We start from the raw sequence: 22,480 nt of genomic DNA, 5'->3' as shown, positions 1-22,480 counted from the left end.
TCACACGCCCTCCGTCAGCGTGGCAGGCGAGAATGCCGAAAATCCGTAATGACGCAGCCAGCGCAGATCGCTTTCGTAGAAAGACCGCAGATCGGGGATGCCATTCTTCAGCATCGCCAGACGCTCGATTCCCATCCCGAACGCAAAGCCCTGCCATTCGGACGGATCAAGCCCGCAATTCGCCAGAACCCGCGGATGGATCATCCCTGATCCCAGAACTTCCAGCCAGTCGGACCCGCCACCGATTTCACCGGTCGCCTTCGACCAGCCGATATCAACTTCCATGGAAGGCTCGGTGAACGGGAAGTAAGACGCCCGGAACCGCACAGGCAGGTTCGGCTTGTCGAAATAGACGCGCAGGAACTCGATCAGACAGCCCTTGAGGTGGCCGAGCGTGATGTTGCGATCGACCACAAGACCTTCGCACTGATGGAACATCGGCGAATGGGTGGCGTCATGATCGGCGCGATAGGTGCGGCCGGGTGCAATGATCCGGATCGGCGGCTTTTCGCCAAGCATCGTGCGGATCTGCACGCCAGAGGTCTGTGTGCGCAGAACCCGCGGCTCTCCACCCTCGGCCTTCGGCGGCAGATAGAACGTATCATGCTCGGTGCGCGCAGGGTGATGATCCGGCGTGTTGAGCGCCGAGAAATTGTGCCACTGGCTTTCGATATCCGGCCCTTCGGCAACGGAAAAACCCATCGCGCCAAAAATGGCCGTCATTTCCTCAATAGTGCGGCTGATGGGATGGATGGTGCCCGTGACGATCGCAGGCGCCGGCATCGTCACGTCCACACGCTCGGAGCGCAGACGGGCCTGAAGCGCCTCTTCCTCGATATCGCGGCCACGCGCCTCGACAGCAGCCGTCAGCTCGTCGCGCAGACGGTTCAGCGCCTGACCACGCTCCTTGCGCTCCTGCGGCTCCAGCTTGCCCAGCTGTTTGAGCAGCCCGGTCAGCGCACCGGACTTGCCCAGCGTTCCGACGCGGATCGCATCCCACTGCGCGCGGTCCTGCGCTCCGGCCAGCGCAGCCAGCGTGTCATTCCTGAGTGTATCGAGATCGTCAGCCATACCGCCCATCCCCTGCAGCACAAAACAAAACGGGCCGTCCTGATAACAGGACGGCCCGCCAGTCACCAGACCCCCAAAGGGATCAAGCCGGAAAAGCTCAGCCGAGAGCGGCCTGGGCCTTCTTCACGATTTCACCGAAAGCGGCGCTATCGTCAAAAGCGATGGCGGCGAGGACCTTACGGTCGATCTCGATGCCAGCCTTGTCCAGACCATTGATGAAGCGGCTGTACGTCAGACCATGCTCGCGGACGGCAGCGTTGATACGCTGGATCCACAGGGCGCGGAAATCACGCTTCTTGTTGCGACGGTCACGATACGCATAACGCAGCGCCTTCTCGACGCGCTCCAGAGCAATGCGGTAGTTCGTGGATGAACGGCCGCGATAGCCCTTGGCGAGCTCGAGAACCTTCTTGTGACGGGCGTGCGACGTTACGCCCCGCTTGACACGTGCCATTTACCTTATCTCCTTACGAAAGCCCGTAGGGCGCCCACTGCTTGACTGTCTTCGCATCCATGTCCGTCATGGTCTGGGGACCACGGTTGGTGCGCTTCATCTTCTGCGGACGGTTGATAAGGCCATGGCGCTTGTTGCCCGGGCCGCACATCACTTTGCCGGTCGCGGTGATCTTGAACCGCTTCTTGACCGACGACTTGGTCTTCATCTTGGGCATTTCGGTCTCCCTCGCCGTAAACGATTGGTCCTGCATGCAGCGGGACTCTGCACGGCCGGGCATGCCACTTGTGGCCCGGACGCGTGCGCGGAGCGGTGTCCTTATCTCAAGGCAAAGTGCTCTGCAAGCGCATTATTTTCTTGAACGCTCAATCATAAGTGCTTCCTTTCCTCAAGTCCCGAGGACGTGAGAGAACTCACAGTGACGTGAGCAATATGAACCTTCTGACATCTTGACCCTTGTCGTCCTTCCATGTGCTTTCTCCCGAAGTCACCGTGCTTCATCAGAACAACAGATCCAGGAACAACATGAGCACAACATCCCGGCCAGGGCTCTGGGCCCTGATTACGGCCGCGGTATTCGCGCTTTGCGGCGCGATCCTTACCGTTGGCGGCGCATGGGTCGCTGCCATCGGCGGCCCTCTCTACTATGTCCTCCTTGGCCTGGCGCTCCTTGCCACGGCTTTCCTCTCATTCCGGCGCAATCCGGCTGCTCTCTACCTGTTCGCAGTCGTCGTGTTCGCAACGGTTATCTGGGAACTCACGGTTGTCGGTCTCGACATCTGGGCCCTGATCCCGCGCTCGGACATCGTCATCATCCTCGGCATCTGGCTGCTGCTGCCGTTCGTCTCCCGCCAGATCGGCGGCACGCGGACGACCGTTCTGCCGCTCGCCGGCGCCGTTGGCGTTGCAGTTCTGGCCCTGTTTGCCAGCCTCTTCACCGATCCGCATGACATCAGCGGCGAACTGCCGACGCAGATCGCAAACGCCTCCCCCGCCGATCCGGACAACGTCCCGGCCAGCGAGTGGCACGCTTATGGTCGTACGCAGGCTGGTGACCGCTGGTCACCGCTGAACCAGATCAACGCGTCCAACGTCAGCAACCTCAAGGTCGCTTGGCATATCCATACCAAGGATATGATGAACTCCAACGACCCGGGTGAAGCGACGAACGAAGCGACCCCGATCGAGTTCAACAACACGCTTTACATGTGCTCACTGCACCAGAAGCTGTTTGCGGTTGATGGTGCCACCGGCAACATCAAGTGGACCTACGATCCCAAGCTTCAGATCAATCCGGGCTTCCAGCATCTGACCTGCCGTGGCGTCAGCTTCCACGAAACGCCGGCCAATGCCACGGATTCCGATGGCAATCCCGCTCCGACGGACTGCGCCAAGCGCATCATCCTGCCGGTCAACGATGGCCGTCTGGTTGAAGTCGATGCTGCCACAGGCAAGACCTGCTCAGGCTTCGGCAATAATGGCGAGATCGATCTGCGCGTCCCGAACCAGCCTTACACGACGCCCGGCCAGTACGAGCCGACGTCCCCGCCGGTCATCACGGACAAGCTGATCATCGCCAACAGCGCCGTCACTGATAACGGTTCGGTCAAGCAGGCTTCGGGCGCCACGCAGGCATTCGACGTCTACACCGGCAAGCGCGTCTGGGTATTCGATGCGTCCAACCCGGATCCGAACCAGCTTCCGGATGAAAGCCACCCCGTCTTCCACCCGAACTCCCCGAACTCCTGGATCGTGTCGTCCTACGACAAGAATCTGAACCTCGTGTACATCCCGATGGGCGTGGGTACTCCCGACCAGTGGGGCGGTGACCGCACGAAGGATTCCGAGCGTTTCGCTCCGGGTATCGTCGCGCTGAACGCCGATACGGGCAAGCTTGCCTGGTTCTACCAGACCGTTCATCACGATCTGTGGGACATGGACGTTCCGTCCCAGCCGAGCCTCGTGGACGTAACGCAGAAGGACGGCACGCTTGTTCCGGCCATCTACGCTCCGACCAAGACCGGCGACATCTTCGTCCTCGACCGTCGCACCGGCAAGGAAATCGTCCCGGCTCCGGAAACCCCGGTTCCCCAAGGCGCTGCTCCGGGCGATCACACCAATCCGACCCAGCCGATGTCGCAGCTGACCCTGCGTCCGAAGAACCCGCTGAACGACTCAGATATCTGGGGCGGCACGATCTTCGACCAGATGTTCTGCAGCATCTATTTCCACACCCTGCGCTACGAAGGCCCCTTCACGCCGCCATCGCTCAAGGGCTCGCTCATCTTCCCGGGCGATCTGGGAATGTTCGAATGGGGTGGTCTGGCCGTCGATCCGCAGCGTCAGGTGGCTTTCGCCAACCCGATCTCCCTGCCGTTCGTCTCCCAGCTTGTTCCCCGTGGACCGGGCAATCCGCTCTGGCCTGAGAAGGACGCTAAGGGCACAGGTGGCGAAACCGGCCTGCAGCACAACTATGGCATCCCGTATGCCGTTAACCTGCATCCGTTCCTGGATCCGGTGCTGCTACCGTTCGGCATCAAGATGCCCTGCCGTACGCCGCCCTGGGGCTATGTCGCCGGTATTGACCTGAAGACTAACAAGGTCGTCTGGCAGCACCGCAACGGCACCCTGCGTGACTCGATGTATGGCAGCTCGCTGCCAATCCCGCTGCCGCCGATCAAGATCGGTGTCCCGAGCCTCGGTGGCCCGCTCTCCACGGCCGGCAACCTCGGTTTCCTGACGGCGTCCATGGATTACTACATCCGCGCGTACAACCTGACGACGGGCAAGGTGCTGTGGCAGGACCGTCTGCCGGCTGGTGCGCAGGCAACGCCTATCACCTATGCCATCAACGGCAAGCAGTACATCGTGACCTATGCAGGCGGACACAACTCGTTCCCGACCCGCATGGGCGACGACATCATCGCCTACGCCCTGCCCGATCAGAAATGATCTGACAGGACCGTTGAGGTCATGAAAAAGGGGAAGTGCTTTCGGGCACTTCCCCTTTTTTCGTTTCGACAGACTGGCAAAGGCGCAGATCGTTACATAAGGTAACAGAAGCATTTCCAGATGAGAGACATATCATGAGGCTGTCCGTCATCCGTCCCGCTCCTGTCATAGTCATGCTGCTGGCCAGCGGTACGACGACCTTACAGGCCGAGGACCGACCTCTCGGTGCCATGCTGGATCCTCATCATCACGGACAGCTCATTTACCCGCCTGCCGAACTCGAGCAGCATAAGGATGGAACAGCCCACATCCGCTGCACCATCAGCCCCGCCGGATTTCCAACCGAATGTCAGGCCACGGCCTCGGAACCGGATTTTGCTCTCGCGGCCGAAAATCTGGCCTATACGTCAAATTTCCTGCCTGCCTATGAAGGCGGCACGCCAGTCCAGAGCACATGGGAAAAGACCTATAGCTTTCGTGCTTCTCCCGACCTGACAACACCGCTGCTCGACAAGACCCACTCGGCGCAGCCTCATTATCCCGAGGCTGCTGATGCCGCCGGAATTGGAGGGCGTATCACCGTCATCTGCCAGATCGATCAGATCGGCGCAGCCCATGACTGCACCGTCAGCGACGGCCCTGCCATCCTGCAGCGTGCCTCACTCGCCTATTTCGGCCTCGCACGTTACTACCCTGCCCTCAAGAATGGGCAGCCCGTTCCAGCCCAGTATCGGGGCAATATCAACTGGGATGCATCGCACCCGGTGGATCAGAAGGGTTTCCGCTAATCAGCGGAAATCAAGGCAACTTGCGCCACGCTCGAAACGTATTGCATTCTTCTCGGAACGCCAGGACATGGGCTCCTGCCTCATGGCCTGGCTCTGCTCTGGAGACCAAAGCCCATGTCCTTCCGCCGACTTTCCGTCGCCGCTCTCGCCGTTCTGGCGCTCGGCGCCCAGATGGCCCATGCCAAGCCTCCCTGTCGTGACGACAAGGGCAAGTTCGTCAAATGCGAAGCACCGCAGAAGCCGAAACCCTGCCGTGATAGACAGGGCAAGTTCGTCAAATGCCCTCCGCCTGTAAGCGGAACTCCGCCTGCAAATGGCCCTGCCCCGTCAGCAGCACCGCCATACAGCATGACCGGCGGCAAGATTCCGTCCGCATCGGAAAATCACCCGCAGTAAGCTCTTGCAAAAACCCCTGCCGGTTCAGACCAGCGGGGGTTTTTCATACCTAGCGGGATGCGCGCTTCTGAATAGCCTGCGCCATAGCCTCGACCCCGTTGCCCCGGTTCGTCGACAGCGCCTTGACCAGACCCATATCGTGCAGAAATACCGGGCTTGTCGCCAAGATCTCCGATTTCGGACGGCCGGAATAAACCCTCAGCAGAAGTGCAACGAGCCCCTGAACGATCGCGGCATCGGACGCACCGGCAAAAAACAGCTTCCCGTCCCGTTCAACAGCTTCCAGCCAGACCTGGCTCTGACAGCCCGGAACCCGGTGGGCATCGTCCTGCCACTCTTCCGGGAAGGGCGGCAGCTTGCGCCCCATCTCGATGATATACTGATACCGCTCCATCCAGTCATCAAACAGACCCAGCTCCGCCTCGATCTCCTCGATGGCAGCAGCAGCCGTGTCCTCCTGGGGCACAAGATAGACATCACTCACGCGTCTCAATCTCCATTCAGTCTTGATGCCGTCATACAGTCCTGAACAAGCCGGCTATGAAGCGTCAGGGCTCACAGACTGCATGGTCTCAGCAACTGCCTTCCGCAGACTGTCCTGCGTAAAAGGCTTCGGCAAAAGCAGCCCGTTTTCCGGAACCGGCATATCATCCGTATGACCGCTGATAAACAACACCTTCAGGTCGGGAAGAACGTCCAGCAAGGCTCGCGCACAGGCCAGACCGTCATGATCGGGCATCCGCATGTCAATAATCGCCAGTTCGAACGGCGCTGCTGGATCAACCTGCTTCAGAGCATCGCCCAGCGATGCAACAGCGGTTACCTCGTGTCCGTCCTGAGACAGGAAACCTGCGGTAACCATCCGGACCGGCGCCTCATCGTCCAGCACCAGAACCTTCAGGGGCCGACCGATTTCGTCCGTGCTGCCTTCAGGAAGCGCTACCCGCTCCTGCGAGACACGCGCGACCGGCAACACCAGTGTCATGCGTGTCCCTTCACCCACCACACTATCGACAATGATCTCGCCATAACTCCGGCTCAGAAACCCATAAACGCTCGACAGACCCAGCCCGGTCCCGCGCCCGACATCCTTGGTCGTAAAGAATGGGTCAAAGATCCTCGCCGCAACCTCCGGCGGCATGCCCGCACCTTCATCGATGACCTCAAGCGCCACCGCTTGATCCGGACAGCACTCAGCCGGCAGATCGGTCCGCTTCTGCTCGATAACACGTACGCTGATCCGCACGGTCCCACCGTCTGCCATCGCATCCCGCGCATTCACACAGAGATTCAGAAGCGCCATTTCCAATTGATCCGCATCTGACCAGACCGGCGGCAGATCCAGCGGAAACTCCTCGATACACAGCGCACAGGGTGCCGAGGACGTCGGAACACCACGCTTCTTGAGGCTCTGGCGCAGCAGATCCGCCAGACCTGGCAGAAGCTGCTCCAGAGACACCGCCGAAAGACGGGCTTCGCGTGGACGCCCAAACTGCAGCAACCTCCGCGTCAGTACTGCCCCACGCTGTGCAGAGTCCGCAGCATTACGAAGCAGCGCCATCGAAGCCTCATCCAGATCGGCAATATCTTCCAACAGTTCGAGAGACCCCGAAATCGCCGCAAGAAGATTGTTGAAATCATGCGCAATCCCTCCCGCAAGCGTTCCCAGCGACTGGAGCTTCTCAGCCTGCCGAAGCCGTGACTCCATTACGACGCGCGAGGTCACGTCCCGGTCCATGCTGACCTGCCAGGCATCCGCAGGAGACGCCCCTTCCGGCCAGGCCAGCGCCAACCGTGTCAGCTCATGCCAGCGCGTGGATGTCTTGCCATCTCCCTCGGTCAGGACTTCCCCGACCAGACGCTCTTCCTGCCCCGATCTACGAACGTCTTCACGCATGGCCGTGATCTCGGGCCACAGCGTTTCCGAGAAATGAGCCTGTTCGATTTCAGCTCCACTTTCGGCTTCATCCCGTACATTGCTGCGAATGCAGCGGCCATCCCTGTCCGAAAAAACAAGCCCGATCGGCAAAGCTTCCATCAGTCCACGCAGAAGCGCCTGTTCCGTTCGCAGGGCCCGCTGCGCCAGACAATGCTGTGTGACTTCGCCAACCAGAGAACGCAGTGCATCTGAATCCCAGGGTTTATGCACATAAGCCTGCACCTGCCCCTGGTTCAGGGCCGACACAACGGCTTCCAGATCGGCATATCCCGTCAGAAGAATACTGCGGGCATCCGAAAACGCCCGGGCCTGCATGAGCAGTTGATCGCCGGTCAGCCCCGGCATCCGCTGATCGGAAATGATGGTCGCAACGTCTCGGTGCTCACGCAACAGCTCCAGCGCCTGCAGCGGGTCCGTTGTGGACAGGATTTCATACTGGTCTTCCAGCAGATCCGTCAGGGCAACGAGGATTTCTTCCTCATCATCAACAAGCAGGATCAAAGGCCGTGTCGGCCCTTTGGCGCTCCAGAAAGTCATGCTGCGCGACCAGTCGCCACCGGCCCCTCCTCGGTCATGCGAACGGGAAGACTCAACCGGAAACACGCTCCGATGCCATGCCCGCCCGGCAGATTGGCGTCCGTTACCTCAATCGCACCGTCATGCGCCTCCATGACGCTATAGGCAATGGCCAGACCCAGACCCGTCCCGGTTCCTACAGGCTTCGTCGTGAAAAACGGATCGAAAATCCGCGTCCGAAGCTCATGCGGCAGGCCAGGCCCGTCATCACTGATGCTCATTTCATAACGTCCGTTTTCAAGACGCGATGCAATGACAATCCGACCCCGCACCACGTCCCCATCCGCAGACATGTCCGCCAGCGCATCGGCCGCATTGGAGATGATGTTCATGACAACCTGATTGAGAAATGCCGGCTGACAGACCAGTTCAGCCGGCGCCTGAAGATCCTTCTCCACCACGATCCCCGGCCCCAGCTTGTGAGCCAGAAGGGCAAGTGCCGTGTCCAGAGCGGCCGGAACATCGACTTTCTGAAACGAACTTTCATCCAGACGCGAAAATCTCCGCAGGCTCAGCACCAGATTCTGGATGCGCTGCAATCCCAGCTTCATGGATTCCAGCCGGGACATGCCTTTCTTCGTCAGGGCCATCGCTTCGTCAGAGGCATTGACGCCCTGCAACCGCTTGAGCGTCCGCGTCACAGTGTCGGCATGAGCGATCGTGAAGGCGAGCGGATTGTTGATCTCATGCGCGATCCCCGCCACCAGTTCACCCAGAGACGCCATTTTCGCCGTCTGCACGAGTTTGGACTGGGCCTGAAGAAGCTGCTCGTTCGTTCGCGCCAGTTCCATGTTGGCCTGCGCCAGCGCTTCGGCCATTTCCGCCTTGGCACGCGCAGCCTCCAGCGTCAGGGCATTCTGCTGACGCTCGATTTCCTGCTGACGGAACTCGTCCTGCGCCATCCTGCGCTGCGCCAGCGTGCGGATCCGCATGGCCAAAGCCTCAAGCGCAATATCGCTGGGCACAAGATCATCAATCCCGGCCTCAAAGAACTCACCGGAAGACTGCCGCCGAAAACGCGACGCCTCCACGATGCCCAGCGTCCGGAACGGAATCCCACCCGCTTCCAGCACCGCCTGCCGACGCGCATCCAGAAGACGGCAGAACTTCAAATCCTCCTCTCCGCTGCCCAGTTCAAGCACCAGACAGTCCGGACTATCCGCCCCCCGCAGCCATCCGCCCTCGATCAGATCATCGGACCGCTCGATAGACGTCACAGTATGCCCGTCACGCCAGAGCAACTCGCCCAGCGTGGTCTCGGGCACATCTTCGACAACATCTTCCTCGTCCTCATCCTCCCGTGGAGAATTGACGATGACGATCCGCGACCGCCGCAACCGCGATGCCTCGTCAACCTGCAGAAGTTCCGGCCCTTCGCGCAGAAGAGCGCGCATCCGCAGAACCATTAGATCCGGATGCGCCGATTTGGAGATATAGGCGTCCGCGCCACTCTCCAGTCCCTCGCGCTCCACGCCCGGCGAGGCATCCTCGGTCAGCATTAGGATCGGGATATTGCGGGTCAGCGCATCCAGACGCAGGCGCCTCGCCAGCTGGCCTCCGCTCATGCCCGGCAGCTCGGTACAGGCAACCACCAGATCCGGCATGGTCTCCTCGATCGTACCAAGCCCCTCTTCGCCGCTCCTGGCACAGGTCAGAGCAAAACCTTCCTTGACCAGAACGCGGGCAATCTTGCGGGCATGATCACAGTCAGGCTCGACCAGAACGACGCGAGGCATGTTCGGCGTCACCGGAGGCATCTCGAACTCAGGAAAAGGCATGACAGCACGGGAAAGTTTGCATTGGCGTTCTCTTGCAGCTAGTCCGAAGTAAACCATTCGTCCGATTTCAGGGGCGAAGACTAACTCCCGTTGCCGGACCACTGGAAGCCATATCTATGGACATGCAGCCCCCACCCCATATCACGGACCGCCTGCTCGGCAGCAGAAGCCGAAGTGATTCGTCAGTGACAACCTCATCCATGATCCGGATGGGCGTGTGGTCCGTCTGCTATTTCGCGTTCTATCTGGCCCAGCAGGTTGCGGAACTCATGGCGCCCCTGCTGCTCATTCTGGGGCTTGGCTGGTACATCCTTCCGCATATCGTCAACGCCATTACGACAAGCGCGGCCAGCGCAGATCCCCAGGCCCGCGACATCATGAACCATGTCGCCGGAACGCTTCCGAACCATCTGCAGATCGGCAGTCACCTGATCACGCCAGGTTCCCTCATTTTCGACGGCATCCTGCTCATGGCCATCGCCGCCATTGGCGCCACGGTCTCGGCACTCGCCGCCCGCAACATGTAAGCGGCGCCGGGGTCAGGAAAGATGGCCGGCCCCGGGCAGAAAACCGAAAATACCTGCGCCCTTGCAGTACCACAGCGCGGCAACACCCGATCCCGCCACAACAAGACTGGCGCCCCAGGCTGCAATCCAGGCGCCCGTGGAACCGATCATCGACGGTCCGGCATTATCCGTGCGTGTCCGGATATCGCCGGCAGACCGCGAGTGAAGCACGGCAGAACGACGGGCACTGTTCCGGCTGGCCATGCTCCCGATCGCCGGCCCCTGCGTCTCGTTTCTGGACACCGGCGCTTCGGCCACGGCAGGAGCCTGAGCTTCTGGTTCTTCCGGAACCTCGAAGATGGCAGGTTCCGCCGCCCCGGCATCCGGTGCCGCTTCAGCTGCGACAGCCGGCGATGCGATATCCCAGCTGTCTCCACAGTTGGCGCAGCGCAGCCGCTTGACCCCCTTTGCCAGTGCCTCCGGAACCTCAAAGACTGCATGACAGTGAGGGCATTCAACGCGCATTCAATCAATCCCTTCGACAGCCGGCTTCGATCCGGCATAGCCTGATCTTTGTGCCTCTGTGTTATGACGAAAAGATCGTTATTAAATGGTTAATAGATTGCCTGTATTTTCAATGAAAGCGCTATGATCCGCCTTCTGAATGTCTCGATGATGCCTCCCGGCGTAGGACAGCCCGTTCTGCGGAATCTGACGCTCACCGTACCAAAGGGCGAGTTCCGCTGGCTGCTCGGCCCATCGGGCGCCGGCAAATCGAGTCTCCTTCGTCTCCTGACGCTCGAAACACGACCCTCCGCAGGTCAGATGGACCTGCTCGGCGTTTCCGTCAGTCAGGCCAGCCGATCCACCCTGCGCAATCTGCGCCGACGCATCGGGTTTGTACCCCAGGATTATCGCCTGATCGGGGAATGGACGGTGTTCGACAATGTGGCCCTTCCGCTGAGACTGCGCGGCGCCTCCGAACGCGACACACGGCGAGAGGCCTTCGCCGTGCTGGAATGGCTGGATGTCGTACATCTCGCGGACAAGCGGCCCGGCACCCTGTCCGGTGGCGAGCAGCAGCGCGCCGCCATCGCCCGCGCCCTGATCGGCCGACCGGAACTGCTCCTCGCCGATGAACCTACTAACGCCCTGGAAGACGCACAGGCCCGCCGCCTCCTGAGCACGTTTCAGGAACTGGTGGACATGGGAACAACCGTCATCGTCGCCACGCATAACGAAGCTCTGGTGCGTGAAGCTCCGGCCAAATCCATTGACCTTCGCGACGGTTCGCTCGCAGATCCAGCCCCGCAGGACGAGCCCGCACTCCACAGGAGCGGAACCCTGTGAGCGCGCCTGTCTCACCCGGCCTGCGCTCCGGCAGCCTACCCCTTCTTGTGGCCCTGATGACCCTGCTCGCTGGCCTCTCCCTCGCCGGACTGACGGGAGTGCAAACTCTTGCCGAAGGCTGGTCGAGCGCTGCCCGTAACGCCACCACGATCGAGATCCCATCCGATACACCTCAACTCGAAGACCGCACCCACACCCTGGTCCAGACCCTGCACAGGACAGCGGAGGTCACTAACGTCCGGGAACTCTCCCCGCAGCAGGTCCAGACCCTTCTGGCGCCATGGCTGGGTCAGGTTTCCAGCAGCGGACACCTGCCGGGCCTTTCCCTGCCCGTCGTCCTGATCGTCGCGCATACAGGAACACCCGATCTCGGCGCCGTCGTTCACGAAGCCCTTCCTGAAGCCGTTGTGGAAGAGGATCGCCGCTGGGGTGAACGCCTGAACGGCCTGGGAAGCAGTCTGGTCGCCTGCGCCTGGCTGGCCGTGAGCCTCATTGCAGCCATCGCAGTCCTGTCGGTCGGCATGACCGTACGGCGTTCTGTTATGGCCCAGCGCAAGGCCGTCGAGATCGTCCATTTTCTTGGCGCAGGCGATCTGACGATCTCCAGCAGGATCGCAGGACGCGCAGCACTCCTGAGCCTCGCCGGAGGTCTCACGGGCCTGCTGTTCCTCAGCCCGGTCATCACCATGCTGGCCCGGAAACTGGCACCTTTCTCGCATGAAGCTACGCCGCCCCTTCCGACGAACACATGGACGGACATGTTCGCAAGCTGGTGGGCAACCCTGCACGTCCTGCCGCGCATGCTACTTGAAGAGCTCGGAGCCTTACCCCTGATTGCCGCTTGTCTGGGCTGGATGACTGCACAGACCGTTGTTCTCGTCTGGCTCCGGCGTCTGCCATGAAACGCCTGCTCTCGGCATGTCTGGCGCTGGGAGGCCTCTGGCTGGCGGGATTCGGCTGGTTTATTCAGGATGCCGGCAAGACGTCCGTAACCGCTTCCATGTGCGATGGCATCGTCGCGCTGACGGGAGGCGAGCAGCGCGTTGACACAGCCATCTCGCTTCTTAGGGGCGGTTATGGACACCTTCTCCTGATTTCGGGAGTCGGCCCTCACGTCACGCTCCAGCATATCCTGCATCTTCAGCAGGAACCCCTGTCCTCACCGCTGGCAAACCGGATCACACTCGGCCGCCGCGCCACCAGTACGATCGGCAATGCCCACGAAACCGCGCAATGGGCCCACGGCAACCACCTCCGACGGCTCCTCATCGTCACGGCCGGTTACCATATTCGCCGCGCCATGCTCGAAATTCACCGGATGGCCCCCGATCTGGATCTCGTGGCCTACCCGGTTGTCCCCCTTGCTCTTCAGGGGCCCATGTCCCGACGAACCCTGTTTCTGATGTTCCGTGAATATAACAAGCTTCTCGGTGCGCAAATCGGAGCCCTCACCGGCCTTCCTGATGGGCGCGAGGGACTGGATGGTGCCTGAAAATCCTTGTGTCCAATCCGCTTTTCTGGTGTGCAGACGGTCATGATGAGCATTCTGCGCGGCGTCCTGTTCAATCTCTATCTGTTCTGGATCACTCTGTTCATGGGCCTCGGGACCATCCCGATCCGCCTGATGAAACGGCAGGATCTGGCGCTGTCCTATGCAAAACTCTGGGCGCGGGCCGTCCTGGCCGGTTTCACCCGGATCTGCTCGGTCCGCATCGAGATCACGGGGCAGGAAAACTTGCCTTCCGGTCCGCTGCTGATTGCCTCGCAGCACCAGTCTTTCTTCGATGGCTTCATCTGGATGAACCTCGTTGACCGGCCCGATTACATCATCAAATCCGAACTGACCCGCATCCCCGTCGTAGGCCCGATGCTGCTCCTGACCGGCATGATCGCTGTCGACCGCAAAGCCGGTTCAAAAGCCCTTCGCGACATGATGCAGGCGTCCAAGGCGGCTCACGCTGCCAATCGCCAGATCATCATTTTCCCCGAGGGCACGCGCACCCTCCCCGGAGAGCGCCATCCGATCCAGCCGGGCATCATCGCCCTGGCACGGCAGGCAGACGTTCCTGTTGTACCCGTCGCGACTGATTCAGGACTGTTCTGGGACCGCAATCCATGGATCAAAAACCCGGGCGTCCTGCATGTCGTCATCGGCCAACCTCTTGCACCACAGCAGGAGCGCAAGGCCTTCACGCAGGCACTGGAAAGCGCATGGGACGAACTGTGCACAACCCATGTCCTGCCCCGCGATCCTGTGGATAACTCTGTGGACCTGAAAAACGCATGATGGGTCTGCAAAAAACTGAAATCTTTCAATGCTCTCCCATCACCAATGTAAGCCCGACTCCCGCACATTGACAGAATTGCCACAGCCCCTGGTTTTCTGCGGATCTGGCAGTTCCACTCTCATAAAGATTTCATGCGCAATCACGCGTCCGTGAGCGTTTTCCCACTTTCCAGAAACGCTTTGAATGGCTGGGGATAAAACAGGCCCCACTTGACCAATCCCGGAACCCCGCCGGAAAAGACATACCCAATGGTTCGTCCATTCTTTACTGTCCGTTACAACAGAGTGGTTCTGGTATTGATTGCGTTCCTCGCAATATCAGCCGCTCTGGATACAGTTTTCTGGCATCGCACGACCCACAGGCTGGAAGCCACTGCAAACACTGCGCTGACCAATGCACGCAAAAACGGCTGGACCGTTGAAACGACTCCATTATGCAAAGGCGGATGGCCTCTGGGTGCCTGGGTTGAACTGGATCGGCTGAACGCGACACATCCGGCGTCTTCAGAGGCCCCTTATGATGCAGGGTGGGCTGGAGAGCACATCCGTCTCGGTGGAAGCTGGGCAACCCTGCTGCGCCAGGGCGTTACGATCTCGATGTCAGGGCATCAGGCAGCGCGCCTTGTACAAAACGGCAATGTTCTGACTGCTCTTGCGCCTGCTTTTCAGATCCGCGCCAAAAATCCGGACAACCTGTTTTTTTCAGCCCCAAAGTTAGACCTGACACTCTCCGGTCTCTGGCCCGAGAAACACATCTCCCTCAACGCTCTTTCAGGACGACTCATCCGCTTTCCCAAGGCTCTCAGTGGCGCAACCCGGCTTGGCCTCAGCGCACAGACCAAAGGCGTAATCGGCTTTCCCCTGCCTTATGGTCTTTCGACCGATCTCAGGAACGTCCGTCTTGCCATCGCCCTGACAGCTTCCAACACGCCCAAAACTCGCTCGCTTCTCGACCCCGCATCCTATGGTCGCCTCCTCCTGCAGGAAGCATCCGCGTCTCCGACTTCTTCTGCACCGGGCGATCGTATCGGACTGTCCGGCGCACTGGATCTGCCCGATGCCAACGGAGCGCTCACCCTTACCCTTACCGGATGGCACGACCTCACTGTCCGTCTGCTTGATCAGCCGCAGATAGAGTCGCATCTCTCCCCAGACCTTCAAACCGCCCTGCAGACACTGCTGAAAAAAATGTCTGTCACACCGGGTCTCAGGGAACGACCACTCTCTCTGTCCGTTCCAGTCATCAATGGCCGGATGACCCCGGATGCACAGGCCTTTTCGACACTTCTCAACAGCGAGTCGAAAGTTCCCTGAACCGTTGAAAAAACCGGTGCGGGCGCATTGATTTTTGTCAAAATCATGGCCAAGTTATCAAACTTTTTCTGGCTAAAGGCGTTGAAAAGGTTCAAAAGACGGCAACACACGAAGTAACCACAACTTCGTTATCCTGTTGTGCGTGCGGAGGTCCCCCGGGGGTCCGACATTCCTCCTGACGGTTCCTTTGTCTCGCCATCTACCCAGAAGGCAATCGACATGTTTGGCTTGTCGGCTCTATTCCTGGCGCGATTTCAGTTCGCGTTTACCGTCGGGTTCCACATCGTGTTCCCGGCATTTTCGATCGGTCTGGCGGCCTATCTCGCCGTTCTCGAAGGGCTCTGGCTCAAGACAGGCCGCAGCGCCTATCTCGACCTCTTCAAATACTGGTTGAAAGTTTTCTCCGTCGTCTTCGGCATGGGCGTGGTCTCCGGCCTCGTCATGTCCTACGAATTCGGGACCAACTGGTCGGCATTCTCCCAGAAAGCCGGCCCGATCCTTGGTCCGATGCTCGCCTACGAGGTCATGACGGCCTTCTTCCTCGAAGCCGGCTTCCTCGGCGTCATGATGTTCGGCCTCAACCGCGTCGGCAAAGGTCTCCACTTCGCGGCCACCTGCATGGTCTCGATCGGCACCCTGATCTCCATGAGCTGGATCCTGTCCTCCAACTCATGGATGCAGACACCGCGCGGCTATCGCATCGACGAGGCAACTGGCCGTTTCCTGCCTGCCGACTGGTGGCAGATCGTCTTCAATCCTTCCTTCCCGTACCGTCTCGTCCATATGGGCCTCGCAGCTTTCCTTTGCGTGGCATTCATCGTGGCTGGCGTAGCGGGCTGGCATCTTCTCAAGGCCCGTCGCGAAGGCCGTCAGGCGTCCGAACAAGTGCGTCTGATGTTCTCAATGGCCATGTGGATGGCCGCCATCGTGGCTCCGATCCAGGTTCTGGCCGGTGATACGCAGGGCCTGAACACGCTGGAATACCAGCCGGCCAAGATCGCAGCCCTTGAAGGTGACTGGGAGTCCGAAAGCCGCGCGCCCGAGCTTCTGTTCGGTATCCCCGACATGAAGAACGAGACAACGCATTTCAAGATCGCCATCCCTTACATGGGTTCGCTGATCCTGACGCACAGCCTGAATGGCAAGGTGCCGGGCCTGAAGGATTACCCGAAGGAAGACCGTCCCTACTCGCCACTGCTGTTCTTCTCTTTCCGCATCATGATCGCACTTGGCATGCTGATGGTGCTGGTCGGCCTGTGGTCGCTCTACCTGCGCTGGAAGGGCAAGCTGTACGACACGCCGCTTCTGCACCGCGTGGCACTGTTCATGTCGCCTGCAGGCTTCCTGGCGCTGCTGTGTGGCTGGATCACGACTGAAGTCGGCCGTCAGCCCTTCACCGTCTATGGCCTGCTGCGGACCTCCGAGAGCGTCTCCCCGATTGCTCTGCCGAACATCGCAACGTCGATGGTTGCCTTCGTGGTCGTCTACTTCATTGTGTTCGCTGGCGGCATCACCATCCTGCTGCGGACTTTTGCCGAAGAACCGCACCCCGATCAGCACGGTCCGGCCGAAGATCAGCCCCAGCGCGCTGCTGGAACAACACAGGTCTCCCATCAGCCCCAGCCTGACGCTGGCATGGCGGAGTAAGAACCATGACAGAAACAGCCGGCTTCTGGCTTCCCGTGGTCTGGGCGCTGCTCGCAGCAACAGCCATCTTCCTCTATATCTGCCTTGATGGTTTCGACCTCGGGATCGGCGTCCTTTTCCTCAAGGAAAAGGACCACGATCACCGTAACCTCATGGTCAACACCGTTGCTCCCGTCTGGGACGGCAACGAGACCTGGATGATCTTCGGCGGCGCCGCACTCTATGGCGTCTTCCTCGTTGCCTACGGCACGATCCTCCCGGCACTCTACCTGCCGGTGCTGTTCATGCTGCTGGCCCTGATCCTGCGCGGCGTGTCTTTCGAGTTCCGCTTCAAAGCCGAATCCCCGATGAGCCAGTTCTTCTGGGACTGGGCATTCTGTGGCGGCTCCATCATTGCGGCCTTCATGCAGGGTGTCATTCTCGGAACGCTCGTTCAGGGCATCAAGGTCGAGAACAACGTTTTCATCGGCTCCAGCTTCGACTGGTTCTCTCCGTTCTCGCTGTTCTGCGGCCTCGCCGTGGTCATCGGCTATGCGCTTCTCGGCGCAACCTGGCTGCTATGGCGCTGTGAGGGTGAACTACATGACACGATGCGCAGGGTCTCCTTCGGTCTCGGTGCGCTGATGCTGATCACCATCGCACTGGTCTCCGCCTGGACCCCGATGCTGCACACCACCTACATGCAGCACTGGCTCGCCATGCCGCAGCTCGCACTGGTCGCTCCGGTTCCGGTTGCCGTCGTCGTGCTGGCGGGCGTCCTGTTCATGGGATTGCGCAACCCGCGCTCGCATCTGCTGCCCTTCGTTGCAACGCTGGGCCTGTTTTTCCTGTGCTTCAGCGGTCTAGGCATTAATGTGTGGCCGTATATCGTGCCGCCGACCATCACCATCTGGCAGGCTTCCTCTCCGCCGGAGAGCCAGACCTTTCTGCTGGTCGGTACGATGTTCCTGCTGCCGCTGATCCTCTCCTACACGGCCTACTCGTACTACGTGTTCCGCGGAAAAATGTCCGCTGGGCACCACTATCACTAAGAACAGGGAACCCGGCCCATGCGCATCGAATACGGACAGCCCGATCAGAAGACGGGGTTCCTGAACTGGATGAAACGTGTGGGCTGGTTCGTGGCAATCTGGGCTGGCGGCGTTGTCGTCGTCGGTCTCGGCGCCGAACTGCTCAAGAAGGTCATCTTCGGCTGGTAACAATCTGACGATACTTCACAGAAAAAAGCCCCGTCTCTTTCGAGCGGGGCTTTTTTCGTATCCTCAGAAACTGTCCTTTTCCTTGCGCAGCCGCGCAAAGGTCGCAACATCCGGCGCCCGCAGGAAAGGATTGGTCTTCCGCTCCATCCCCAATGTTACCGGCAGCGTCGGCCGCCCGGCTTCCAGCAGACGCTCGATTTCCCCGGCACGCGCCTTCAACGCCTCATTATCGGGATCAACATGCAGCGCGAAAGCCAGATTGGAACGGGTATATTCATGCCCCGCGCACACAAGCGTCCGGTCCGGCAGACTGTCATAGCGGTGCAGACTGTCGAACAGTTCCTGCGCCGTCCCTTCCAGCAGACGCCCGCATCCCAGACTGAACAGTACATCGCCACAGAACAGCGCCGGCACATCAGGCACGACATATGATACATGACCGACCGCATGACCGGGCGTTGAGAGAACGCGGATCTGCGTGTTCCCCAGCGGGAAGCTCTCTCCGTCCTCGACGTCATGATCCAGCCGGGGCAGCCACTCCCTGTTTTGGCGCGGCCCATAGACTTTCGCGCCATAACGCTCCCGCAGCGCATCCGTCCCGCCCGTATGATCGGCATGGTGATGGGTCAGCAGGATCATATCCAGCCGCCCCTCTCCGATCTCGTCCATGATCGGCCCCGCCTCGCCGGGGTCCACAATGGCGCGCGGCCCCTCGGTCGCGGTCAGCAGCCAAGCATAATTGTCGGAGAGAACCGGAATCGGCTTGATATCGAGTGGCATGACTGTTCCCCTTGGACTGTCTTGCTGATTAGGTAACTGCATGCTGACGTCTCTGGCCCGCACCCGTTCCGATGATGCCACCACTTTCTATGAAAGTCGGCAGGGTCAGCGCACGGCCCTGCTCCTCAATGACCGCCTGCAAAGTCTCATGCCCCCCATGCGGGGCCGGCGCATTCTCGGGATAGGCTACACAGCACCCTATCTTCCAGACAGTGCCGACTGCGCGGTGTCCGCACGCCTCCTCCACCCACAGACGCAAAAAATCATCCGCCCTTCCCGAAGAGACTGCATCGTCGACAGCGGCCGTCTGCCCTTCGATGACCTGTCGATGGATGGTGTTCTCGTGATCCACGGGCTCGAATTTACCCGCTTTGCTCCGGATTTCCTGCGGGCCATCTGGCGCACACTCACCGATGATGGCGTCCTGACGCTGGTGGTCCCCAACCGCTCGGGCTATTGGGCCCATACCGACGCCACACCATTCGGCCATGGCATTCCCTACAGCAGCGGCCAGTTGACCCGCCTACTCGACCAGACCCTTTTCCGGATCGAACACCATTCCGGCGCCTTGATGGCGCCTCCCGCCGCCCTGTCCGCCACCCACGGGCGCCTGATGGAACGGATCGGCCGGGGCGCACGGCTTCCCTGCGCCGGTGTGCACATCGTCACGGCCCGCAAGAACGTCTATGCCGGAACCCCGCTGATCGACGAAAAACTGCGCGTTCCGCTCCCCCGACAGGTTGCCGAACCCGCCTGAAACAGGCTCAGGCGGAAAACCTGCCCGAAAAACGCCTTCTTTGTGGCGAATTCTTGACCCTCCCGTCGTGTGCCGTAAGAGTGCGTTCCATGTCGCTGATCCAGTCCTTCAAGCTTGTCCTGTCGCCGCCGCACCGTGCCGCGACTCCCTTCCTCCTCGCGGGTTCGCTCGTAGGCCTGCTCGGACGGGCCACGCCCTGGCGTCCCACGCGCCTGCTGGGCAATGCCGGCATCGCCTTTACGGCGTTCTGCCTCTACTTCTTCCGCGACCCCAAGCGCGTCCCGCCGCCGCGCGCCGATCTGGTGCTGGCCTCCGCCGATGGCCGCGTGACCTCCGTCGCGCTCGTCACCCCGCCCGCCGCTCTGGAAATGGGCCACACCCCGGTCTGGCGCGTCTCGACGTTCCTCTCCGTGCTGAACGTCCACATCAACCGCATGCCCGCGGCTGGTGAAGTGACGAAGATCGCCTATCACGCCGGCAAGTTCCTCAATGCCAGCCTCGACAAGGCGTCCGAACACAACGAGCGCAACGAACTGCGCCTGACGCTGCCGGACGGTCGCAATATCGGTGTTGTCCAGATCGCCGGGCTGATCGCCCGCCGCATTCTGTGCTTCGTCGAAGAAGGCGACCGCGTGGAAGCCGGCGAGCGCTTCGGCCTGATCCGCTTCGGCTCCCGCACCGACGTCTACCTGCCGCCCGGTGTCGAACCCCTGGTTGTGGAAGGACAGACCATGGTTGGTGGCGAAACTGTCCTGGCGAAGCTCTGAGCCAGACGCCGTTCATGACCCTGCCTCCGACGGTTGAACCCAGCCGCCCCGCCAGAAAACGCCGCATCCGCCGCAGGCTCCGACGCATGGGGCGCAATCCCCGCACCCGCGTGCGGGGGCCGTCGTTCAACCGCCTCATCCCCAACATCATGACGATGCTCGGCCTCTGCGCCGGGCTCAGCGGCATGCGTTTTGCGCTCGAACACCAGTTCGAACCCGCAGCCGTGGCCCTGCTGATCGCCGCCTGCATCGACGGTCTGGACGGGCGCATCGCGCGCCTGCTCAAGGGCGCCACACGCTTCGGCGCCGAGTTCGACAGCCTGTCGGACTTCGTGTGCTTCGGCGTGGCACCGTCCTTCGTGCTGCTCATGTGGTCGCTCGAACATGCCGGGCGCTATGCCTTCGTCCCCTGCATCCTGTTCACGGTCTGCATGGCGCTGCGTCTCGCGCGCTTCAATGCGAGCCTTGATGACGAAGACAAGCCGGAATACTCCTACAGTTTCTTCACGGGCGTCCCGGCCCCTGCCGGTGCCGGACTGGTGCTGTTCCCGGTCTTCCTCGGCCTCGAAGCCGACCGCCTGCATGCCGAAGGTCTGGCCACCTTTGCCCGACTGCCGCTTGTCTCGGCCGTCTGCCTGATTGTCACAGGCCTGCTGCTGGTCTCGACCCTGCCCGTCTGGTCCTTCAAAAACTTCAAGGTCCCGGCGCGCTACGTGCTGCCCCTGATGCTCGGAACCGGCCTTTATGCAGCGCTTCTGGTCGCCGACCCCTGGGGCGCTCTGGCCGGTGCGGGACTGCTCTATATCGCAATCCTGCCCTTCTCCCGCCGCTCCTATCACCGCCTGAAACAGGCGGCGGAGGAGATGTCGGAAACGGTGGAAGAAGAGCCCGCCTGAACGAAAACAAGCCAACAAAAAAGGCCGCCCGGATGATCGGGCGGCCTTTTTCATATCCTCTATGCGACAGGCTTATTCCGTCACGTCCCACAGCCATGCTGCGCCACGCACGCCAGAGCTGTCGCCATGCTTGTTGCGCACGATCGGCGTCGTGCAAACCGGCGTAATCACATGCTTGGCCAGCAGCGGCGGCACGCGCTCATACAACGTATGCAGGTTGGACACGCCGCCGCCGAGCACGATTACATCCGGATCAAGGAAGTTGATGACCATCGCGCAGGCCCGGGCAAAACGCTCGGTATAACGCCCTAGAGCAGCAATCGCGGCCTGATCACCATTGGCGGCCGCATCTTCAATCCCGGCCGTATTACGGTGACCCGGACCTTTCCAATCTGCCGCCAGAGCAGGACCGCACAGATAGCGCTCCATGCAGCCCTTGTTTCCGCAGAAGCAGTCACGCGCGGGCATGTCTTCTTCCGTTGGCCAAGGCAGAGGCAGATGCCCCCATTCGCCCGCAATGTGATGACGGCCTTCAAGAACGCGACCGTTATTGACGATGCCCGCACCCATGCCCGTGCCGATGATGACACCGAAGACCGTCAGCATGCCTTTGGCTGCACCATCCGCCGCTTCGGACAACGCAAAACAGTTCGCGTCATTTTCCGTCCGGACCGGACGCGCGAGCGCGGATTCCAGATCCTGACCGAAAGGCTGGTTGTTCAGCCAGGTCGCATTGGCGTTCTTGATCAGACCGGTCTCGGGCGAGATGGAACCCGGGATCCCGATGCCCAGCGTGGAGGTATGCTGCCCTGCCGAAACACGATGGCTCGGCACCGCACCCAGACGGTGGTCCACATCCGTGACCAGATCACGGATGGCCAGCACGGCTTCATTATAGATGCCGGGGTTGGGAATGCGTTCACGCAGGACGAGATCGCCCGAACGATTCAGAACCACGATTTCGATCTTCGTGCCACCAAGATCAATTCCAAGGCGATAATCAGCCATCTCTAGCCCTGTGCT

Annotated in this window: 24 protein-coding genes; 15 read left to right on the top strand and 9 right to left on the bottom strand. The window is 60.7% G+C overall.

Annotated features, from left to right (window positions below):
* The 3 genes from pheS to rpmI form a co-directional block, all read right to left on the bottom strand.
* Entirely contained in the window at positions 1 to 1,071 is a 1,071-nt protein-coding gene (gene pheS / locus GRO01_RS11685; protein ID WP_062509816.1) for a phenylalanine--tRNA ligase subunit alpha, read from the bottom strand.
* A 97-nt stretch (positions 1,072 to 1,168) separates the two neighbouring features.
* Complete coding sequence (rplT, locus tag GRO01_RS11680; protein ID WP_011251849.1) at positions 1,169 to 1,525, bottom strand: 50S ribosomal protein L20; 357 nt, start codon at positions 1,523 to 1,525, stop codon at positions 1,169 to 1,171.
* 13 nt (positions 1,526 to 1,538) lie between these two features.
* Positions 1,539 to 1,742, bottom strand: coding sequence for a 50S ribosomal protein L35 (gene rpmI, locus GRO01_RS11675; RefSeq protein WP_062509484.1), 204 nt, complete (start codon positions 1,740 to 1,742; stop codon positions 1,539 to 1,541).
* A 308-nt stretch (positions 1,743 to 2,050) separates the two neighbouring features.
* Between rpmI and GRO01_RS11670 the strand changes: the two genes are divergently transcribed.
* The 3 genes from GRO01_RS11670 to GRO01_RS11660 all read left to right on the top strand — a co-directional run bounded on the left by GRO01_RS11670 (position 2,051) and on the right by GRO01_RS11660 (position 5,661).
* Positions 2,051 to 4,477 (top strand): glucose/quinate/shikimate family membrane-bound PQQ-dependent dehydrogenase, encoded by a 2,427-nt coding sequence (locus GRO01_RS11670; RefSeq protein ID WP_062509486.1) that lies wholly within the window; start codon positions 2,051 to 2,053, stop codon positions 4,475 to 4,477.
* A 134-nt stretch (positions 4,478 to 4,611) separates the two neighbouring features.
* On the top strand, positions 4,612 to 5,265 hold the full coding sequence (locus GRO01_RS11665; protein WP_141307025.1) for an energy transducer TonB: 654 nt from the start codon (positions 4,612 to 4,614) through the stop codon (positions 5,263 to 5,265).
* Positions 5,266 to 5,379: 114 nt separating this feature from the next.
* The gene (locus GRO01_RS11660; RefSeq protein WP_062509489.1) at positions 5,380 to 5,661 is read left to right on the top strand and encodes a hypothetical protein; all 282 of its coding nucleotides are present in this window, start codon (positions 5,380 to 5,382) and stop codon (positions 5,659 to 5,661) included.
* 49 nt (positions 5,662 to 5,710) lie between these two features.
* Here GRO01_RS11660 and GRO01_RS11655 read toward each other — a convergent pair whose 3' ends face one another.
* The 3 genes from GRO01_RS11655 to GRO01_RS11645 are packed head-to-tail and all read right to left on the bottom strand — an operon-like array spanning position 5,711 to position 9,912.
* Entirely contained in the window at positions 5,711 to 6,145 is a 435-nt protein-coding gene (locus GRO01_RS11655) for a SufE family protein (protein ID WP_062509490.1), read from the bottom strand.
* 54 nt (positions 6,146 to 6,199) lie between these two features.
* Positions 6,200 to 8,137, bottom strand: coding sequence for an ATP-binding response regulator (locus tag GRO01_RS11650; protein ID WP_062509492.1), 1,938 nt, complete (start codon positions 8,135 to 8,137; stop codon positions 6,200 to 6,202).
* Positions 8,134 to 9,912 carry an ATP-binding protein gene (locus GRO01_RS11645; protein WP_174787442.1) on the bottom strand — a complete coding sequence of 593 codons (1,779 nt, stop codon included), beginning with the start codon at positions 9,910 to 9,912 and terminating at the stop codon, positions 8,134 to 8,136. The genes GRO01_RS11650 and GRO01_RS11645 overlap by 4 nt, the downstream gene beginning before the upstream one ends.
* A 158-nt stretch (positions 9,913 to 10,070) precedes the next feature.
* On the opposite strand from GRO01_RS11645, the gene GRO01_RS11640 reads away from it, so the two are divergent.
* Positions 10,071 to 10,481, top strand: a complete 411-nt coding sequence (locus GRO01_RS11640) for a hypothetical protein (RefSeq protein WP_062509495.1) — start codon at positions 10,071 to 10,073, stop codon at positions 10,479 to 10,481.
* 12 nt (positions 10,482 to 10,493) lie between these two features.
* Here GRO01_RS11640 and GRO01_RS11635 read toward each other — a convergent pair whose 3' ends face one another.
* The gene (locus tag GRO01_RS11635) at positions 10,494 to 10,985 is read right to left on the bottom strand and encodes a zinc-ribbon domain-containing protein (RefSeq protein ID WP_062509497.1); all 492 of its coding nucleotides are present in this window, start codon (positions 10,983 to 10,985) and stop codon (positions 10,494 to 10,496) included.
* A gap of 123 nt (positions 10,986 to 11,108) precedes the next feature.
* On the opposite strand from GRO01_RS11635, the gene GRO01_RS11630 reads away from it, so the two are divergent.
* From GRO01_RS11630 to GRO01_RS11595, 8 genes are all read left to right on the top strand, one after another.
* The gene (locus tag GRO01_RS11630; RefSeq protein ID WP_062509498.1) at positions 11,109 to 11,810 is read left to right on the top strand and encodes a cell division ATP-binding protein FtsE; all 702 of its coding nucleotides are present in this window, start codon (positions 11,109 to 11,111) and stop codon (positions 11,808 to 11,810) included.
* Positions 11,807 to 12,712, top strand: a complete 906-nt coding sequence (locus GRO01_RS11625; protein ID WP_062509500.1) for a cell division protein FtsX — start codon at positions 11,807 to 11,809, stop codon at positions 12,710 to 12,712. Before GRO01_RS11630 ends, GRO01_RS11625 begins: the two co-directional genes overlap by 4 nt.
* Positions 12,709 to 13,302 carry a YdcF family protein gene (locus tag GRO01_RS11620; RefSeq protein ID WP_062509503.1) on the top strand — a complete coding sequence of 198 codons (594 nt, stop codon included), beginning with the start codon at positions 12,709 to 12,711 and terminating at the stop codon, positions 13,300 to 13,302. The genes GRO01_RS11625 and GRO01_RS11620 overlap by 4 nt, the downstream gene beginning before the upstream one ends.
* Positions 13,303 to 13,347: 45 nt before the next feature.
* A complete protein-coding gene (locus tag GRO01_RS11615; protein ID WP_062509820.1) occupies positions 13,348 to 14,097 on the top strand; it encodes a lysophospholipid acyltransferase family protein in 750 nt (249 codons plus the stop codon).
* Between the two features lie 249 nt (positions 14,098 to 14,346).
* Positions 14,347 to 15,411 carry a DUF2125 domain-containing protein gene (locus tag GRO01_RS11610; protein ID WP_062509505.1) on the top strand — a complete coding sequence of 355 codons (1,065 nt, stop codon included), beginning with the start codon at positions 14,347 to 14,349 and terminating at the stop codon, positions 15,409 to 15,411.
* 219 nt (positions 15,412 to 15,630) lie between these two features.
* Entirely contained in the window at positions 15,631 to 17,058 is a 1,428-nt protein-coding gene (locus GRO01_RS11605) for a cytochrome ubiquinol oxidase subunit I (protein ID WP_062509507.1), read from the top strand.
* A 5-nt stretch (positions 17,059 to 17,063) separates the two neighbouring features.
* Entirely contained in the window at positions 17,064 to 18,089 is a 1,026-nt protein-coding gene (gene cydB, locus GRO01_RS11600; protein ID WP_141307023.1) for a cytochrome d ubiquinol oxidase subunit II, read from the top strand.
* Between the two features lie 18 nt (positions 18,090 to 18,107).
* Positions 18,108 to 18,257, top strand: a complete 150-nt coding sequence (locus GRO01_RS11595) for a DUF2474 domain-containing protein (protein ID WP_141307021.1) — start codon at positions 18,108 to 18,110, stop codon at positions 18,255 to 18,257.
* 63 nt (positions 18,258 to 18,320) lie between these two features.
* On the opposite strand, the gene gloB is transcribed toward GRO01_RS11595, so the two are convergent.
* On the bottom strand, positions 18,321 to 19,037 hold the full coding sequence (gene gloB, locus GRO01_RS11590) for a hydroxyacylglutathione hydrolase (RefSeq protein ID WP_062509509.1): 717 nt from the start codon (positions 19,035 to 19,037) through the stop codon (positions 18,321 to 18,323).
* Positions 19,038 to 19,077: 40 nt separating this feature from the next.
* Here gloB and GRO01_RS11585 point away from each other — a divergent pair, with 40 nt between their 5' ends.
* The 3 genes from GRO01_RS11585 (at position 19,078) to GRO01_RS11575 (ending at position 21,457) form a co-directional block, all read left to right on the top strand.
* On the top strand, positions 19,078 to 19,794 hold the full coding sequence (locus tag GRO01_RS11585; RefSeq protein ID WP_062509511.1) for a class I SAM-dependent methyltransferase: 717 nt from the start codon (positions 19,078 to 19,080) through the stop codon (positions 19,792 to 19,794).
* Positions 19,795 to 19,883: 89 nt separating this feature from the next.
* Entirely contained in the window at positions 19,884 to 20,561 is a 678-nt protein-coding gene (locus GRO01_RS11580) for a phosphatidylserine decarboxylase (RefSeq protein WP_062509513.1), read from the top strand.
* 14 nt (positions 20,562 to 20,575) lie between these two features.
* Entirely contained in the window at positions 20,576 to 21,457 is an 882-nt protein-coding gene (locus GRO01_RS11575) for a CDP-alcohol phosphatidyltransferase family protein (RefSeq protein ID WP_062509515.1), read from the top strand.
* 72 nt (positions 21,458 to 21,529) lie between these two features.
* On the opposite strand, the gene GRO01_RS11570 is transcribed toward GRO01_RS11575, so the two are convergent.
* Positions 21,530 to 22,465 carry an ROK family protein gene (locus GRO01_RS11570; protein ID WP_141307019.1) on the bottom strand — a complete coding sequence of 312 codons (936 nt, stop codon included), beginning with the start codon at positions 22,463 to 22,465 and terminating at the stop codon, positions 21,530 to 21,532.
* Positions 22,466 to 22,480: the final 15 nt, after the last annotated feature.

Origin of the sequence: Gluconobacter roseus NBRC 3990 (assembly GCF_006538885.1) — a bacterium.
Taxonomy (GTDB): Bacteria; Pseudomonadota; Alphaproteobacteria; order Acetobacterales; family Acetobacteraceae; genus Gluconobacter; species Gluconobacter roseus.
Note: the sequence above shows the minus strand (reverse complement) of the source record. Positions and strands in the feature narration are given on the sequence as shown.